Annotated in this window: 17 protein-coding genes and 1 riboswitch; of the genes, 8 read left to right on the top strand and 9 right to left on the bottom strand. The window is 75.4% G+C overall.

Going from position 1 to position 16,001, the window contains the following annotated elements:
* Positions 1–80: 80 nt before the first annotated feature.
* A complete protein-coding gene (locus tag IDM29_RS08815) occupies positions 81–1,289 on the bottom strand; it encodes a serine hydrolase (protein ID WP_182113106.1) in 1,209 nt (402 codons plus the stop codon).
* 227 nt (positions 1,290–1,516) lie between these two features.
* On the opposite strand from IDM29_RS08815, the gene IDM29_RS08810 reads away from it, so the two are divergent.
* Positions 1,517–2,500: a hypothetical protein gene (locus IDM29_RS08810; RefSeq protein WP_182113105.1), complete on the top strand. Its 984-nt coding sequence runs from the start codon at positions 1,517–1,519 to the stop codon at positions 2,498–2,500.
* 27 nt (positions 2,501–2,527) lie between these two features.
* Here the strand turns inward: IDM29_RS08810 and IDM29_RS08805 are convergent, their stop codons facing one another.
* Positions 2,528–3,514, bottom strand: coding sequence for an aldo/keto reductase (locus IDM29_RS08805; RefSeq protein ID WP_182113104.1), 987 nt, complete (start codon positions 3,512–3,514; stop codon positions 2,528–2,530).
* A 69-nt stretch (positions 3,515–3,583) separates the two neighbouring features.
* Between IDM29_RS08805 and IDM29_RS08800 the strand changes: the two genes are divergently transcribed.
* The 4 genes from IDM29_RS08800 (at position 3,584) to ddaH (ending at position 6,528) form a co-directional block, all read left to right on the top strand.
* Positions 3,584–3,985: an MmcQ/YjbR family DNA-binding protein gene (locus IDM29_RS08800; RefSeq protein ID WP_182113103.1), complete on the top strand. Its 402-nt coding sequence runs from the start codon at positions 3,584–3,586 to the stop codon at positions 3,983–3,985.
* Entirely contained in the window at positions 3,982–4,470 is a 489-nt protein-coding gene (locus IDM29_RS17515; RefSeq protein WP_182113102.1) for an SRPBCC family protein, read from the top strand. The genes IDM29_RS08800 and IDM29_RS17515 overlap by 4 nt, the downstream gene beginning before the upstream one ends.
* Positions 4,471–4,578: 108 nt before the next feature.
* Positions 4,579–5,385 carry an alpha/beta fold hydrolase gene (locus IDM29_RS08790; RefSeq protein ID WP_188037427.1) on the top strand — a complete coding sequence of 269 codons (807 nt, stop codon included), beginning with the start codon at positions 4,579–4,581 and terminating at the stop codon, positions 5,383–5,385.
* A 318-nt stretch (positions 5,386–5,703) separates the two neighbouring features.
* A complete protein-coding gene (ddaH, locus tag IDM29_RS08785) occupies positions 5,704–6,528 on the top strand; it encodes a dimethylargininase (protein WP_375372400.1) in 825 nt (274 codons plus the stop codon).
* 55 nt (positions 6,529–6,583) lie between these two features.
* Here ddaH and IDM29_RS08780 read toward each other — a convergent pair whose 3' ends face one another.
* Positions 6,584–6,724 (bottom strand): Rv0909 family putative TA system antitoxin, encoded by a 141-nt coding sequence (locus IDM29_RS08780; protein ID WP_182113100.1) that lies wholly within the window; start codon positions 6,722–6,724, stop codon positions 6,584–6,586.
* A gap of 106 nt (positions 6,725–6,830) precedes the next feature.
* Between IDM29_RS08780 and IDM29_RS08775 the strand changes: the two genes are divergently transcribed.
* Positions 6,831–7,322: an Lrp/AsnC family transcriptional regulator gene (locus IDM29_RS08775; RefSeq protein WP_188037426.1), complete on the top strand. Its 492-nt coding sequence runs from the start codon at positions 6,831–6,833 to the stop codon at positions 7,320–7,322.
* A gap of 45 nt (positions 7,323–7,367) precedes the next feature.
* Here the strand turns inward: IDM29_RS08775 and IDM29_RS08770 are convergent, their stop codons facing one another.
* From IDM29_RS08770 to IDM29_RS08755, 4 genes are all read right to left on the bottom strand, one after another.
* Positions 7,368–8,315 carry a universal stress protein gene (locus IDM29_RS08770; RefSeq protein ID WP_182113098.1) on the bottom strand — a complete coding sequence of 316 codons (948 nt, stop codon included), beginning with the start codon at positions 8,313–8,315 and terminating at the stop codon, positions 7,368–7,370.
* 312 nt (positions 8,316–8,627) lie between these two features.
* Complete coding sequence (locus tag IDM29_RS08765) at positions 8,628–9,254, bottom strand: HNH endonuclease (protein WP_255491756.1); 627 nt, start codon at positions 9,252–9,254, stop codon at positions 8,628–8,630.
* Between the two features lie 204 nt (positions 9,255–9,458).
* Entirely contained in the window at positions 9,459–10,238 is a 780-nt protein-coding gene (locus IDM29_RS08760; RefSeq protein ID WP_182113097.1) for a C40 family peptidase, read from the bottom strand.
* Between the two features lie 2 nt (positions 10,239–10,240).
* Positions 10,241–10,464: riboswitch (cyclic di-AMP (ydaO/yuaA leader) on the bottom strand.
* 137 nt (positions 10,465–10,601) lie between these two features.
* Entirely contained in the window at positions 10,602–11,327 is a 726-nt protein-coding gene (locus IDM29_RS08755) for a metal-dependent transcriptional regulator (RefSeq protein WP_182113096.1), read from the bottom strand.
* Between the two features lie 186 nt (positions 11,328–11,513).
* On the opposite strand from IDM29_RS08755, the gene serC reads away from it, so the two are divergent.
* Both serC and IDM29_RS08745 read left to right on the top strand, forming a co-directional pair.
* Positions 11,514–12,638: a phosphoserine transaminase gene (gene serC / locus IDM29_RS08750; RefSeq protein ID WP_182114022.1), complete on the top strand. Its 1,125-nt coding sequence runs from the start codon at positions 11,514–11,516 to the stop codon at positions 12,636–12,638.
* The gene (locus IDM29_RS08745; protein ID WP_255491754.1) at positions 12,635–13,879 is read left to right on the top strand and encodes a sugar MFS transporter; all 1,245 of its coding nucleotides are present in this window, start codon (positions 12,635–12,637) and stop codon (positions 13,877–13,879) included. Before serC ends, IDM29_RS08745 begins: the two co-directional genes overlap by 4 nt.
* Before the next feature lie 63 nt (positions 13,880–13,942).
* Here the strand turns inward: IDM29_RS08745 and IDM29_RS08740 are convergent, their stop codons facing one another.
* Positions 13,943–14,524, bottom strand: coding sequence for an LPXTG cell wall anchor domain-containing protein (locus IDM29_RS08740; RefSeq protein WP_182113095.1), 582 nt, complete (start codon positions 14,522–14,524; stop codon positions 13,943–13,945).
* Between the two features lie 130 nt (positions 14,525–14,654).
* Positions 14,655–16,001 (bottom strand): DUF4012 domain-containing protein (locus IDM29_RS08735; RefSeq protein WP_188037425.1); only part of this gene is annotated, 1,347 nt, incomplete at its 5' end.

The following is a 16,001-nucleotide window of genomic DNA, read 5'->3' as shown; positions in this document are numbered from 1 at the left end:
TGAGCCGGCTGGCGGGGTGGGCCGGCTGGCGGGGTGGGGTGGCGGGGCGGCGGCGGGGCGGCGGGCGGCCGCGGGGCGGGTCAGGCGCCGCAGACGATCTCGTCGACCTTGTCCTCCATCGCGTAGATCGTCTCGAGCGAGGACCCGAGTGACGTCACCGCGTAGGTCACGCCCACGCCGTCCTCCGTCACGCCGCCGCGCGTCGCGTAGCCCTCGATGTCGCCGCCGTGCCCCCACAGGACGACGCCGCAGCTCAGCGTGGTCCGCATGAGGCCGAGGCCGTAGCCGTCGCCCGGGTACTCCTCGGGCATCTCGACCATCTGCTGCATCGCCTCGAGCTGCGCGGGCTCCAGGAGCTCGCCGCCGACCAGGGCGGTGAAGAACGCCGCGAGCTCGCTGGGCGTGGAGACGATCATGCCCGCCGCGCCGGCGATGGACGGGTCCATCTCGGTGAGGTCCTCGAGCTCCCCGCTCTCGGTGGGGTGGTACCCGCGGGGGTGCGCGCCGCGGATCTCCCGCTCGCCGACGTCGGGCACGTAGGTGTGCTCCAGGCCGAGCGGCTCGATGATCCGCTCGGTCACCTGCTCCGCGTACGGCCGCCCGGTGACGCGCTCGATGAGCATCCCGAGCAGGGTGTAGTTGGTGTTGCTGTACGACCACCCCTCGCCCGGGGCGAAGAGCGGGGCCTCCGCGAAGGCGATGTCGGTGAGGTCGCGGGCCGGGACGTAGCGGTCCCGCGTCGCGAAGGAGTCGCCGCTCGTGACGGCGGTGTAGTTGGGCAGTCCGCTCGTGTGCTGCAGCAGCTGGCGCACCGTGATCGCGTTGCCGTCGATGCCCTCGCCGCGGACCAGGCCCGGCAGGTAGGTCTCGATCGGGGCGTCGAGGTCGACCGACCCCTCGCCCACGAGCTGCAGCACGACCGCTGCCGTGAACGTCTTGGTGTTGCTGGCGATGCGGACCTCGCCGTCGACCGGCACCTCCGCACCGGTCTCGAGGTTCCCGACGCCGGCGGTGTAGTCGCGGGCCACCCCGTCCTCGTCGACCACGTGCGCCAGGGCGCCCGGGAACTCGAGCTCCTCGACGAGGCTGTCGACGACGCCCTGCACGCGGGGGTCGCCCTCGGTCGCGGCGGCCGTGTCGACGGGCGCGGCGAACGGCGCGTCGTCGCGCAGCGCCGCCCACGCCGCCCCGCCGCCGACGAGGCCGGTGAGCAGGACGGCGGCGACGGCGCCCGCGGTGCGGCGGCTACGTGCCGGGCTCGGACCGGTGGGGCTCTGGTGCTGGGACATGGGGTGCTCCTCGGAAGGCTGGGACCGGGTCGTGGTGACGTGATCCAGCCTTGCCTGGCACGCCGCGGTGATCGATCCAGCCCGTACCCCGGCACGGGTACGGCTAGCACCACCCCGCGCAGCGAGGGGCCCGGCCCGCCCGGACGCCGGACCTCGGACGTGCCGGTCGTCACGCGACGGAGGCCCGACGCCGCGACGAGGTGGGCCTCGCGTGGGACCATCGGGCCATGTCGTCGCCCCACAACGCGCCGTGGCAGCGCACCTCCCCCACCGACGGACCGGTCGTCCCCACTCCCGGAGCCGGCGCCGGCACCGTGGCGCCCCCGGGGCAGCCACCGGCCACCGCCGGAGCGGTCGCCCCCGTCGCCGGCGCCACCGGGATCCCGTTCGTGGACGACCTCATCGACAAGGCGGTCGGCGTCCCGTCCGGCGCGATCCACGCCCACGTGGACCGGCTGCGGCGGCGCAACCCCTACGCGAGCCCCGCGCAGATCATCACCCTGCTGGAGAAGCAGTACCTGCTCGCGATCTCCACGTCGGGCGGCGCGGTCGGCGCGGCCGCGGCGATGCCCGTCGTCGGCACGGGCGTGAGCATGGCGCTGACGACGACGGAGGTGGGCACCTTCTTCGCGGCGTCCGCCGCGTTCTCGCTCGCCGTCGCGGACGTGCACGGCATCGGCGTCGAGGAGACGGCGCGCCGGCGTGCCCTGCTCATGGCGACGCTCCTGGGCGAGCAGGGCGCGACGACGGTCGGCTCCGAGGCGGGCATCAACCCCACCGCCTGGGCCAAGACCCTGCTCATCAACATGCCGACGCAGACCATCAAGCGCGTCAACAGCGCGCTGACCAGGCGTCTCGTGCGGCGCCAGGCCGGGCGCCAGGGCGCCCTCGCGTTCGGTCGCCTGGCACCGTTCGGCATCGGCGCCGTCATCGGCGCGACGGGCGCGCGCGCCATGGGACGCACGGTCGTCGAGGGCGCGCACAAGGCGTTCGGCCCGCCGCCCGCCCGGTTCCCGCGCGAGATCGAGCTCGCCGTCTCCGGCCCGGACGAGACCAAGGCGCCGGCGCGCGTCGTGCAGCGGGTCAGGTCGGCGATCGGGGCCGGCCCCGACGTCCCCGCCACGCCGCTCGACGTCCCGCTGGAGGACGTCCAGGACACGCCGCCCGGCGACGTCACCAGGCGCCGGGGGCGGTGGCACCGCCGGGGCTGAGCGCCCCGGCGGTCCACCGCCGGACGGTCACCAGCGGCCGTGCACGTGCTGCCGGATGCGCTCGTCGTAGATCTTCTCGAGCCCGGCGAGAGTCTCCGCGTCGAGCGGCGCCAGGTCGGCGGCGGCCGCGTTCGACCGCGCCTGCTCGGGCTTGCTCGCGCCGGGGATGACCGTCGAGACGCCCGGCTGGTCGAGGATCCAGCGCAGGGCGAGCTGAGCCGTCGTCGCGCCCTGCGGCGTGAACCGGGCGACCTCCTGCGCGGCGGCGACGCCGACGTCGTACGGCACGCCCGCGAACGTCTCGCCGACGTCGAACGCCTCACCCTGGCGGTTGAAGCTCCGGTGGTCGTCCGCGGCGAACGTCGTCGACGCGTCGTACTTGCCGCTCAGCAGGCCGCTCGCGAGCGGCACGCGCGCCAGGATGCCCACGCCGGCCTCGAGCGCGGCGGGCAGCACCTCCTCCAGCGGCTTGCGGCGGAAGACGTTGAGGATGATCTGCACGGTCGCGACGTTCGGCCGGGAGATCGCCTCGAGCGCCTCCGCGACCTTCTCGACCGAGACGCCGTAGGCGGCGACGCGGCCCTCGGCGACCAGGGTGTCCAGGTCGTCGTACAGGGAGTCGCGCGAGAACGTCTCCGTGGGCGGGCAGTGCAGCTGGACGAGGTCCAGGGTCTCGACGCCGAGGTTCTCGCGCGAGCGGTCGGTCCACGCCCGGAACGCGTCGAGCGTGTACGCCGCGTCGACGTGCGGGGCGGCCCGGCGACCCATCTTCGTCGCGACCGTGAGACCGGCGTCGGGCCGGTTGCGCAGCAGCGTCCCGACGAGCCGCTCCGAGCGGCCGTCGCCGTACACGTCCGCGGTGTCGAGGAAGGTCACCCCGGAGTCCACCGCGGCGTCGAGCACCGCGAGCGCCTGCTCCTCGCTCACCTCGCCCCAGTCCGCCCCCAGCTGCCAGCAGCCGAGGCCGATCACGCTGACCTGTCGTCCCGTCCGTCCGAGCACACGCTTGTCCATGAACCGCGACGCTACCGTGGTCCCACGGCCGCGATCACCTCGAGCGCGACCGCTGACCTGGGAGCTCACGTGGCGCACCCGCGGATGTACGACGACGACGACCCGCTGCTCGCGCGCCTGCGCGACCTGTGCGCTGCGCTGCCCGAGTCGGTCGAGAAGGAGTCCTGGGGCCGCCCGACCTTCCGGGTGGCGAGGATGTACGCGACCTACGGCGTCGGCGCCGCGGCCGGGCAGCCGGAGCAGCCGCACGCCCTGATCTTCAGGCCCGACGACGACGAGCGGCCCGCGCTGCTCGACGACGCCCGCTTCTGGGCGCCGCCGTACCACGGGCCCGCCGGGTGGCTCGCACTCGACCTCGCGCGCGACGTCGACTGGGACGAGGTCGGCGAGCTGCTCGCGTCGTCGTACCGGCAGGCGGCGCCCGCACGGCTCGTCGCCCGGCTCGACGCCGAGCGGTCGTCGGGCACGTGAGCGTGCGCGAAGTCTCGGTGAGCCGCGTGGTCGCCGCGCCGGCCGGCGTCGTGTGGGACCTGGTCACGGACGTGCGCCACCACGCGCGGTGGGTGCCGCTGACGCGGATCGACGGGCCGGACCGGCCGGTGCGGGCGGGTGACGAGTTCACGGGCGTCACCGGCCCGACGGCGGCGTCGGGCGGGCGCGGGGTGCCCGACGTCATGGTCGTCGAGCGCTACGACCCGCCGGCGCCGGCGCACGGACGGGACGCGGCGCGCGAGGGTGTCGCGACGTTCCGCAAGCGCGGCCCCGTGCTGATGGGCGACGCCGAGGTGCGCGTCCGGCCGCTGGGGTCGCGGCACAGCGAGGTGACGTGGGTCGAGCGCACCTGGCTGCGCGGCCTGCCCCGCCCGGTCGGCGCCGCGCTGACCGCCGTGGCCATGTCCGGCATGCTCCACCTGGTCCTGCGCCGCGTGGCGGCCGAGGTGAGCCGCGTCCCCTGATCCCCCCGGGGGCCGGCCCCGCGGGTCCGGCCGGGCGCGATGAGTCACGGCGCCGGGCGTAGTCCCTCCTGAGTCGGCGCTCCGCCGACGCGGACGGAGGGAACCCCGATGCTCACCACTCACCAGCTGCCCATCCCGGGCGGCACCATCCACTACGAGGTGCGCGGCAACGGGCCGCTCATGATCCTCACCGGCTCGCCGGTCGACGCGCGGGTCTTCGCGGGGCTCGCCGACGAGCTCGCCCGCGAGCACACGGTCGTCACGCACGACCCGCGCGGCATCAACCGCAGCCGCCTGGACGACCCGGACGGCCCCTCGACCCCGCAGCTGCGCGCGGACGACCTCGCCGCGCTGCTCGACACGCTGGGCGCGGACGATGCCGACGTCATGGGGAGCAGCGGTGGCGCCGTCACGGGGCTCGACCTCGCGACCCGCTACCCGGACCGCGTGCGGACGCTCGTCGCGCACGAGCCGCCGGTGCTGACCCTCCTGCAGGACTCGGCCGAGCAGCTCGCCGCGGTGGACGCCCTGGTCGCGACGTTCCACCGCGAGGGGTTCGAGGCGGCCATCATGGCGTTCCTGGGCAACGCGGGCTGGGACGAGGACGAGGAGGAGCCTCGGGAGCCGCCGTCGGCGCAGGACATGGCGGACGGCGCACGGTTCTTCGCCCAGGACCTCCACCCGACGTCGTCGTACGTGCCCGACATCGCCGCGCTCACCGCCGGCGCGACGCGCGTCGTCGTCGGCGTGGGCGCGGACTCCGGGGACCTGCTGACGCACCGCACGTCGACCGCCCTGGCGGAGCGCCTCGGCACCCGACCGATCGCCTTCCCCGGCGCTCACCACGGCTTCGCGTCCCACCCGCAGGAGTTCGCCGCCGCGCTCCGCGACGTCCTGACGACCGCGCGAGCCTGACCCCGGCCGCCAACCCACCCCGCCCGCCAACCCGCCCCGGCCGCGAGCACGTCCGTTCCAGCCGAAGACGTCCGTGACGCAGGACGTGCTCGCGTGGAACGGACGTGCCCGGCGGTGGTGCTGGTACGCGGGCCGGTGCGGGCCCCGCCCCGGCGCAACGAATCGCCGTCGGACGGGCGTGGCGCGCAACGGGTGGGGCCTCGCAGCACAGCGTTGCGACCCGTCGGTCGGAGGTCGGCGGTCCTAATCTCGTCGGGAGGCCGGCACCGTCGCCGGGCCGTGATCCCCCACCGGACCGCCGACCCGCCAGGAGCCGCAGTGACCGAGCCGCGCACCCCCACCGCCCGCCGCTACCTCATGTGCCGCCCCGACTTCTTCGAGGTGACGTACGAGATCAACCCCTGGATGGACGTCACCCGCGCCACCGACCGCGAGCGCGCGATCGCCCAGTGGGAGACACTGCGCGACGCCTACCTGGCGTGGGGCCACACGGTCGAGCTCATCGACCCCGCTCCCGGCCTGCCGGACATGGTCTACGCCGCGAACGGGGCGACGGTCGTCGACGGACTCGTCTACTCGGCCCGGTTCCGCTACCCCGAGCGCGCCGCCGAGGGCCCCCTGTACGAGAAGTGGTTCGCCGACCACGGGTTCATCACGCAGACCGCCGCCCAGATCAACGAGGGCGAGGGCGACATCCTGCTCGTCGGCGACACCTTCCTCGCAGGCTCCGGGTTCCGCACCGACCCCGCGGCGCACGCCGAGCTCGCCGCGCTGTCGGGCCACGAGGTCGTCACCCTCGAGCTCGTGGACCCGCGGTTCTACCACCTCGACACGGCGATCGCCGTGCTCGACAGCCGCCCCGGCCACGAGCTCATCGCCTACTACCCCCCGGCGTTCTCCGCCACGTCCCAGGCGGTCCTGGCGGCCCGCTACCCCGACGCCGTCATGGCGACGGAGGCCGACGCCGTCGCCCTCGGGCTCAATGCCGTCTCCGACGGCCTGCACGTCGTGGTCGCGCCGGCCGCCGTCGACCTCGCCGTCGAGCTGCGCGCGCGCGGCTTCGAGCCGCACCCCGTCGACACCACGGAGCTGCTCAAGGGCGGCGGCGGCGCCAAGTGCTGCACGCTCGAGATCCGGTCGTGAGGTGACGCACCGCGACGCCCGGTGCGTCGCGCGCACCGGGCGTCGTCGTCGTTCGTCAGCCGCCGGCCTTCTTGTCGGCGGCCTGCTCGGCCTTGTCGACCTTGTCGCCGTGGCCACCCGCCTTCTTCTCGGCGGCGTCCCCGGCCTTCTCGATGCCGGCGTCGCTGGCCTTCTCGGTGATGTCGTCCATACCCATGCCGAACCCCCTTGCGTGGCGGCGACGGACGGGTGATCCCGCCCACGTCCAGTGAACGTCCGCGCGGCCGTGATCGCGATCGGGTCGCGTCCGGCATGCTGGGCGCATGCAGAACCCGGTCCCACCCGAGGGGACCCACGCCGGCGTGGACCGGATCGACACCGCGATCCTCGCGCACCTGGCCCGCGACGCCCGCGCGAGCTATGCCGCCGTCGGCGCGCGCGTGAACCTCTCGGCGCCCGCGGTGAAGCGGCGGGTCGACCGGCTGCGCGAGCGCGGCGTCATCGACGGGTTCACCGTCCGCATCGACCCCGCGGCGCTGGGCTGGGCCACCGAGGCGCACGTCGAGGTGCACTGCGCGCCGCGCACGAGCCCCGCGACCATGCGGGCGGCGTTCGAGCGCTACCCGGAGGTCGTCGCGGCGAGCACCGTGACGGGCGAGGCGGACGCCGTCGTGCACGTGCGCGCGCGCGACGTGAGGCACCTCGACGAGGTGGTCGAACGCATCGCCGCCGAGCCGTTCGTCGACCGGACGCGCTCGACCGTCGTCCTCACGCCGCTGGTCCGGCGCCCGGACCTCCCACCACCGCTGCCGTGACCTGCCCGCCGTGGGTCGCGGTCCGCCGCCGAGCCCGCAGCCGGGTCAGGAGCCGGGGCGGCGGCCCAGCGGCTCGTCGTCCGCGGGGTGCTGGCAGCGGCGCGTGACCACCATGACGGGGCACGCGGAGTGGTGGAGCACGGCCTGGCTCGTCGAACCGAGCAGGAGCCCCGCGAAGCCGCCGCGCCCGCGCGAGCCCACGACCACGAGGTCCACCGCCGTCGAGAACTCGGTGAGGAGCGCGGCGCCCGTGCCGTCGAGCACGTGCCGCCGCACCTCCACGCCCGGGTGCCGCACCAGGGCCCGGTCGACCACGACGTCGAGTCCCTCGGCCGCGTCGCGCAGGACGGCGGCGTGGTCGATCGAGGCGGGCAGCCACGCGAGGATGCCCGCCCCGGCGCCGACCGGCACGCCGGCGACCGCAGTGAGCTCGGCGCCCCACCGCTCCGCCTCGCGGATCGCCTGCTCGAGCGCGACCTCGGCCGCGGGCGAGCCGTCCACGCCGACGACGATCCGGCGCACCGGTGTCGGCGGAGCGGTCTCGCCGTCGTCATCGGTGCTGGTCCACGGCACGACGACGGTCGGGCAGTGCGCGTGGGCCGGCAGCGCGGACGAGACGGTGCCGAGCAGCCGCTCCGCGAAGCCGCCACGCCCCCGCGTCCCGACGACGACCGCCGCCGCGCCGCGCGAGAGCTCGACGAGCACGGCCGCGGCATCGCCGGTGGCGACGGCGGAGGTCACGCGCACGCCGGAGCGGCTCAGCCGCTGCGTCGCCTCGTCGAGGACCGCCTGGGCGCCGTCGGCGATCGCCGTGTCGTCGAGCGCCGCGTAGCCGCCGTCGAGCGCCGCGGCCGTGAAGGCGGGCACCGCGTACGAGCACACCAGGTGCACACCATGGCCGTGGGCCCGGGCGTAGGCGACCGCCCAGTCCGCCGCGTGCAGGCTCGCCGGCGAGCCGTCGACCCCGACCAGCACCACCTCGTCGTGACTCATGACCGCCTCCTGGATCCTGGTGAGCGCCGCCCTTGGGTCCAGTCTGCCCGCGATCCGCACCGCCCGGTCCACCGACCCGCGCCAACACCCCACCCGCGCTCCACTCGCCGCCGCCGCCCGCGCTCCCCGCCCGCGCTCCCCGCCCGCGGTCCCCGCCCGCGCCGAGCACGTCTGTTCCCACCGAGCACGTCCCTCGTGGCGGACGTACTCGCCCCGAACGGACGTGCTCACGGGAGCCTGGGCGGGGTGGTCCTGACGGGAGCCGGGCGTGGCCGTCGGACCGGCGCACCCCGGCGGAGCGACCGTCGCGGGTCACGCCGCCAGGTACGCGCTCCACGACGGGTGGGGGCGGGCCGCCGCGGCGAGCACCGCGCAGCCGACGCGCGGCACGGACGGCGTCACGAGCAGCTGCCAGCCGATCTCCGCGAGCAGCCGGTCGGCCTTGCGGTGGTTGCACCGCGCGCACGCCGCCACCACGTTGGTCCACTCGTGACGGCCGCCGCGCGAGCGCGGGTGCACGTGGTCGACGGTGTCGGCGGGGGCAGCGCAGTACGCGCAGCGGTGGTCGTCGCGCTGCAGGACGGTGCGCCGCGTCGGCGGGACCGTCGGCCGGTAGGGCACGTGCACGTACCGGGTCAGGCAGAGCACGTGCGGCGCGGGCAGCGTCAGCTTCTCGGACCGGAGCACCGCGGTGTCCTCCTCCAGCACGACCGCCTTGCCGCTGAGCACGAGGGTCACCGCACGGTGCGCGCTCACGACGCAGAGCGGCTCCCGGCTCGCGTTCAGCAGGAGCACGCGGCGCAGGCCCGCCGCCGAGGCCCGGGCGACGTCGTCCGGCTCGTGCGCCCGCACCGCGCGGGTGGCGACGGACGTCTCGGGGGCGATGAGGTGCGGCCGCGCGGCCCCACCCCCGCGGAGGGTCGCGGTGTCTCGACGCACGGCAGTCTCCCTGACCAGGTCGGTCGGACCCGGCTGGCTGCCGGGCTCGGCTGGTGGAGCAGCGCTGCCAGCGTACGCGCGGCGTCCCGCGCACGCAGGTGAGGCCCCACGGGCGCGCCGCCGGGACGACGAACGGCCCCCACCCGAAGGTGAGGGCCGTTCGTCACGGGCGTGGTCCGCGGAGGTGCTGCGCGTGTGCCTCGTTCAGCCGATGCGGATGAACGTGGGGTTGCTCTGCCAGATCTCGCGGAACTGGATCGTCTTGCCCGGGCGGGGCGCGTCGATCTGCGTGTTGCCACCGGCGTAGATGCCGACGTGGCCCGGCGTCCAGATGAGGTCGCCCGGCTGCGCGTCGGCGCGGGAGACGACCGTGCCGGCGTTGCGCTGCTCCGACGACGTGCGCGAGATCGTGATGCCGAGCTGCGCGTAGACGTAGGAGGTGAAGCCCGAGCAGTCGAAGCCGTCCGGCGTCGTGCCGCCGGAGACGTACGGGACGCCCACGTAGCGGGCGGCGACCTCGAGGACGGCGTTGCCGGCGACGGCCTGCGGGACCGGCGCGGAGGCGACGGCCTCCTGCTGCGTCGCGGGAGCGCGCTCGACCGACGCGGACCGCGAGGCCGCGGCGCTCCGCACGGGCTCCGGCTCGGGCTCGGGCTCCGGGTTCGCCGTCACCGTGATGGCGGGCGTGTCGAAGGCCCAGGCCGCGTCCACCGGCACCGTCACCACGGGCGACGTCGCGAGCGCGGCGCGCGCCTCGGCGGTGAGCGAGGAGACGTCGACGGACGGCAGCGAGCTGACGTTGTCGGCCGGTGCCGCGGACGCCGGGAGCGTCATGCTCATGACGAGACCCCCGGAGGCGGCCACGACGGCGGAGCGGCGGCCGACGGTCGCGAGGCTGCCGGTGGCTGCCGTGGCGAGGTCGTCAAGAGGGGTCAGGGGGCGACGCGCGGCGCGATGCCGTGCGCGCAGGGAGTTCTCAGACACGCGGTACCTCTCCGACGCCTACGAGGTGAGCTGTCGGGTTCGGATGGGAGTTCACCCGGCCTCGATCACACCGCCACGTCGCACAGGGCGTCGGACGGCACTCACGCGGCTTCACCCCAAGAGCCAGTCGGATCGCTCCGTCAGGCCCGAAAACTGGTGGTTCCCCCGCTCCTGCCAGCGAGTAGTGCGGACCACGGACGGTGGCAGGACTAGGCGTTCCGTCCGAAGGCGCCACGAGGAGGGATCGTGGAGCGAAGCCGACAGTACTTGCCGGATGCCCGTATGTCACGCTCCGGTCACGAGATGTTCCCTGCAGATCTGGGAGAAACCGGTCCAAGCCCCGCGCGGGACGTGGCGGACGACTCAGGCGGGCGTCACGACGAAGATGTGGCGGGCCACGTCCTCGGGCAGGTCCAGCACGATGTCGGCGCCCGGGGCACCCACGGTGACGATGCCCTGGCCGCGCTCGACGGTGATCTCCGCACCGGGCAGGACACCCGCCGCCGAGAGCCGCTCGAGGAGCTCGATGTCGGTCTGCAGCGGCTCGCCGAGGCGCCCGACGACGGCGCGCACGGTCACGTCCGACGGCGTGCCCTCCTGGACCGCCGCGGCCCGCGCGTAGGCGATGAGGGACACGACGCCGTCGAGGAAGGCCTCCTGCGCGCGCACCTCGCCCAGCTCGGCGAGGCCCGGGATCGGGTTGCCGTACGGCGAGTGCTGCGGGTGGTCGAGCAGCTCGATGAGGCGCTTCTCGACGCGGTCGCTCATCACGTGCTCCCAGCGGCAGGCCTCGTCGTGGACGAAGGACCACTCGAGGCCGATGATGTCCGTCAGGAGCCGCTCGGCCAGGCGGTGCTTGCGCATGACGCGCGTCGCCTTGAGGTGCCCGGCCTCGGTGAGCTCGAGGTGCCGGTCGCCGCTGACCACGACGAGCCCGTCCCGCTCCATGCGGGCGACCGTCTGCGACACCGTGGGTCCCGAGTGCCCGAGGCGCTCCGCGATGCGTGCGCGCAGGGGGATGATCCCCTCCTCGGCGAGCTCGTAGATGGTCCGCAGGTACATCTCCGTGGTGTCGATCAGGTCGCTCACGCGGGCGCCTCTCCTCTGTCCGGCCGTCTGCCCCCAGGTTACGGGGCGCACGGGAGCCGTTCGGCACCGAGCGCACCGGCGCCCGGGCTTCGTCGCCCGGCCCGCGGTCCACATGCCGGGCTCACCTTGGCACAGCACGCAGGTCCGGGGTGAGGGGCCCGGCGCGCGACCTAAGGTTGACGCGTGATGGACGAGACCCGGATCGAGATCCCCGCGCACCTGCTGCCGGTCGACGGACGCTTCGGCTCCGGCCCGTCGAAGGTGCGGGACGCGCAGGTCGAGGTGCTCGCCGCCGTCGGCCGGACGCTCCTGGGGACCTCGCACCGCCAGGCCCCGGTCCGCGGGCTGGTCCGGCGCGTCCGCGAGGGCCTCGCGGACCTGCTGCAGCTCCCCGAGGGCTACGAGATCGCGCTCGGCAACGGTGGCTCGACGGCGTTCTGGGACGTCGCCACGTTCTGCCTCGTCGCCGACCGCGCCCAGCTGTGCGCCTACGGCGAGTTCGGCACCAGCTTCGCGACGGCGGTCCGGCGCGCACCCTTCCTCGCCGAGCCGACGGTCCGCACGGCCGAGCCGGGCTCGCGCGTGCTCCCGGTCGCACAGGACGGCATCGACACGTACGCGTGGCCCCAGAACGAGACCTCGACGGGCGTCGTCGCACCGGTCCTGCGGCCGCAGGGCGCCGGACCCGACGCGCTCGTCCTGGTGGACGCGACGTCGGCGGCCGGCGGGCTCACGGTCGACGTCGGGCAGACGGACGTCTACTACTTCGCCCCCCAGAAGTCGTTCGCGGCCGACGGCGGCCTGTGGCTCGCCGCCCTCTCGCCCGCGGCGGTCGAGCGCGCGGAGCGCCTGGAGGCGCAGCGGTGGGTCCCGCGCTTCCTGTCGCTGGGCACCGCGGTGGCGAACTCGCGCCAGGACCAGACGCTCAACACCCCGGCGATCGCCACGCTCGTGCTGCTCGCCGAGCAGCTCGACTGGATGCTCGGGCACGGAGGCCTGCCGTGGGCCGCGGCCCGCACCGCGGAGTCCGCGGCGCACCTGTACGGCTGGGCCGAGGCCCGGTCGTGGGCGACACCGTTCGTCGCCCACCCGGACGCCCGGAGCACCGTCGTGGGCACGATCGACCTCGACGCCACGATCGACGCCCCGGCGGTGTGCCGCGTGCTGCGCCGCCACGGCGTCGTCGACGTGGAGCCCTACCGGAAGCTGGGCCGCAACCAGGTGCGCGTCGCCATGTTCCCGGCGGTGGACCCGGCGGACGTCCAGGCCCTGACGGCGTGCATCGACCACGTGGTCGAGCGCCTCACGTGAGCACCACCTCCGCCGTGGGCGAGCGCCCGCGCCTGGTGCGCGACCGCCTCACGCTGTCCCTCTACGGACCGTTCATCACCTGGGGCTGGTTCCTCTACGGGTTCTCCCCCGCCGTGCCCCTGATCGCCGACGAGCAGGGCATCTCGCGCGGCCAGGCGGGCCTGCACGGCACGACGATGGCGTGCGGCACCATCGCGACCGGCCTGGTCAGCTCCCGCGTCGCGCAGCGCTACGGGCGCCGGAACCAGGCACTCGTCGGTGGCGTCGTCCTGAGCGTCGGGATCGCGCTGCTGCTGTGGGGCAGCGTGCTGCCCGCGACGCTCGCCGCGTGCTTCGTGATCTCCGTCGGCGGCAACCTCATGATCTCCGCCGCCCAGCCCGCCCTCTCCGTCCACAACGGCGCCGCGGGCTCCGCGGCGGTGACGGAGGCGAACGGCATGGGCGCCATGGTCGGGCTGCTGGCCCCGCTCGCCCTCGGAGCCGCCGTCGGCGCGGGCCTCGGCTGGCGACCGGCGGTCGCGATGACCGCGGCGCTGGCGGTCGCCTCCGCCCTGGTCATCCTCCGGGTGCGGGTGGACGGCGCGATGGGGCGCGGCACCGTCGCGCGCGCCACCGTCACGGCGCAGGACGGGACCGACGTCGCGCCGCACCACGGGTACGGCCGGACGTTCTGGTTCTTCTGGGTGGCCCTGCTGTGCGGGACCGCGATCGAGTTCGCGACGACCTTCTGGGCCTCCGACCTGCTGATCCAGCGGACGGGCGCCCCGCCGGCCCTCGCCGCGGCGAGCGTCGCGGCCCTCGTCGCGGGCATGACCGCCTCGCGGTTCGTCGTCGGGCCGCTGTCGACCCGCAAGGCCCCCGAGAAGCTGCTGGCCGTCGGCTTCGTGCTCGCGGGCGCGGGCTGGCTGGTCTTCTGGACGGCGACGACGCCCGTCCTCGCCATCGCCGGGCTCGTGCTCGCCGGCCTCGGCTACGGCACCCACTACCCGCTCGCGGTCTCGCTGACGCTCCGCGCGTCCGACGGCCGCCCGGACCAGGCCCAGGCGCTCGCGTCGGTGGGCACCGGCGCGTCGGTCGCGATCGCGCCGTTCCTGCTCGGCACGCTCGCCGACTCGTTCGGCGCCCACAGCGCGTTCCTGCTGGTGCCCGTCCTCGTGCTCGTCGGCCTCGTCGCCGTCGTCCTCGGCCTTTGGTCCGTGCACGCCGGCCGTCGGCCGAGCGCTGTCGCGGGGACGCCCTAGCGGATCCTCGACGACCCGGGGTGCCGCCCGACCGATCGTGGGCGGCACCCCGGGTCGGCGGCGTCAGCCCTCCAGCAGGCTGCCCGTGCGGCGGCGCCGGGCGACGAGGACACCGACGACGCCGGCGGCGACCAGGCCGCCGGCACCCGCCAGGAGCGGCGTCGTGGACGAGCCGGTGGCGGCCAGCCGGTTGCTCGCCGCGGTGACCCCCTGCACGCAGGCCGTGCTCGTGGGGTAGCTCACGGTCGCGACGGTCGTCGGGTTGACGTGGAACTGCGCCTCGACCGGGCCCCGGGCCCAGGCCGCGGTCGTGCCGACGGTGCCGGCCTGCGCGCCGGGCCACGTCACCGAGCCCTCGAGCGGCAGGCCGGTGACCACGACGTCCTCCCCCGTGGGGTTGACCCAGGTCAGGGTGGCGGTGGTTGCGGACGTGCCGCGTGCCGTGATGGCGTACTGCAGGGTCGGCACGCCGCTGTTGCACATCACCTCCGTCACGACGCTCACGTCGCACACGCCTCCCGGCGAGTAGCTCGTGGCGCCAGGAGCGCAGTCGGTCACCGTCGTGGCGGAGGCCGCGCCGGCCGCTCCGACGCCGCCGCCGACTGCGATGGCCAGTGCCGCCACGAACCGTAGGGCTCGCTTCATCTCGGTCTCCTCATCCCCGACACCTGGTCGGAATCCGTACTAATCGGACATCTCGGATCATCGTCGCACGTTCTCGGCGGTGGCGCCCCGCCCGAACGGGTGGTTGTGGAAGGCCGCTCGCCCGACGTCGTCAGCAACGCTCGGCAGGCACGAGGCCGACGCCGTCGAGGCCAGGGGTCCGCCAGGCCCCGAGGGCCGTCTGCCCGGGGGGCAGGTCGACGGCGGCCTCGACGGTGACGGACTCCCCCGGCGCCAGCACCACCGGGACGACGGCGGCCTGCCGCCCCGCCTCCTCGGCGCGCGCCGCGCCCAGAGCGGCGGCGCCGCGGCGCAGGTCGGCCACGCCGCCGCCCACCGGCCCGTAGACGGTCAGGTTGGTGGTCACGACGCCGTCGGACAGCTCGGGGGCGCCGTAGAACCGCATGTACGGGGGCAGCACCGAGGGGTCGGCCGGCACCGTCGAGGTCAGGACCACCGCGACCGTCGCCCGCGCAGAGCCGCCGTCGGACGCGGCCTCCTGGCAGGTGATCCGCACGTCCGTCTCGAGGAAGTACCCGAGCTTGGTCCCGGTGCCGTCGTCGAGGAACACGCCGGCGTCGTGCGCGGCCCCCGCGCCGAAGAACGCGCCGCCGGCCGGCGACGCGGCGAGCACCTCCTGCTCCGCCTCGTGCGCCGACCACACCGCGACCCTGCGCTCGGCGACGGCCGCACCCAGCGCCCCGCCGAGGCGGGTGGCGTCCGCCGGGCCGGTCAGGAGCCGGTCGAACACGGCCGCGGCGGCGTCGCCGAAGAACGCGTCGGCGTCGTCGGGGTCCGGGTACCGCGCGTACGAGTCGTGCAGCAGCGCCCGGACGACGCCGTCCGCGTCGAGCACCGTGCCGTCCGGCGTGGTGACCGGACCCGTCGCCTCCAGGAGGTGGGCCAGGGCGGCCGGCTCCACGGCGAGGACGCCGTCGACCGGCCTGCCGTCGGCGTCCCGCCAGAGCTCCACGGCGATCTCCGCGGCACGCGGGAAGTCCGGCGTCATCGTGGCGTTCTGCATGATGCTGCCGAGCAGCGGGCCGTGCACGGCCACCTCGTCGGCCCCGAGGGTGGCGCCGCTGCGTCCCGGCCCGGCCAGCGCCTGGCTGGCCACGTACTCCTGGAGCTCGACCCGCCCGGCGTCGGCGTGCAGCACCGCGACGGAGGCCACGATGCCGCCGCCCTTGCGCAGCTCGGCCGGGTTGAGGACGAGGAGCAGGTAGTCGCGCGGCCCGTCCGCGCCCAGCATCGGCGGCAGCAGCGTGACCGCCTCCTCGGCGCCACTCAGCAGGCGGGCGGCGTCACCGACCGGGCCGCGCACCTCCTGCACCGCGGTCGCGAGCGGTGCGACCAGACCCCGGTCGGGGATTCCACGGACCAGGGCATCGGCCTCGGCGGCCGCCGCGGCGGCCGCGGCGATGGCGGGCCGGGCGGCGACCAGCGGCCCGAGGTCGAC

The sequence above is a fragment of the Actinotalea sp. JY-7885 genome (genome assembly GCF_014525465.1).
Taxonomy (GTDB): Bacteria; Actinomycetota; Actinomycetes; order Actinomycetales; family Cellulomonadaceae; genus Actinotalea.
Note: the sequence above shows the minus strand (reverse complement) of the source record. Positions and strands in the feature narration are given on the sequence as shown.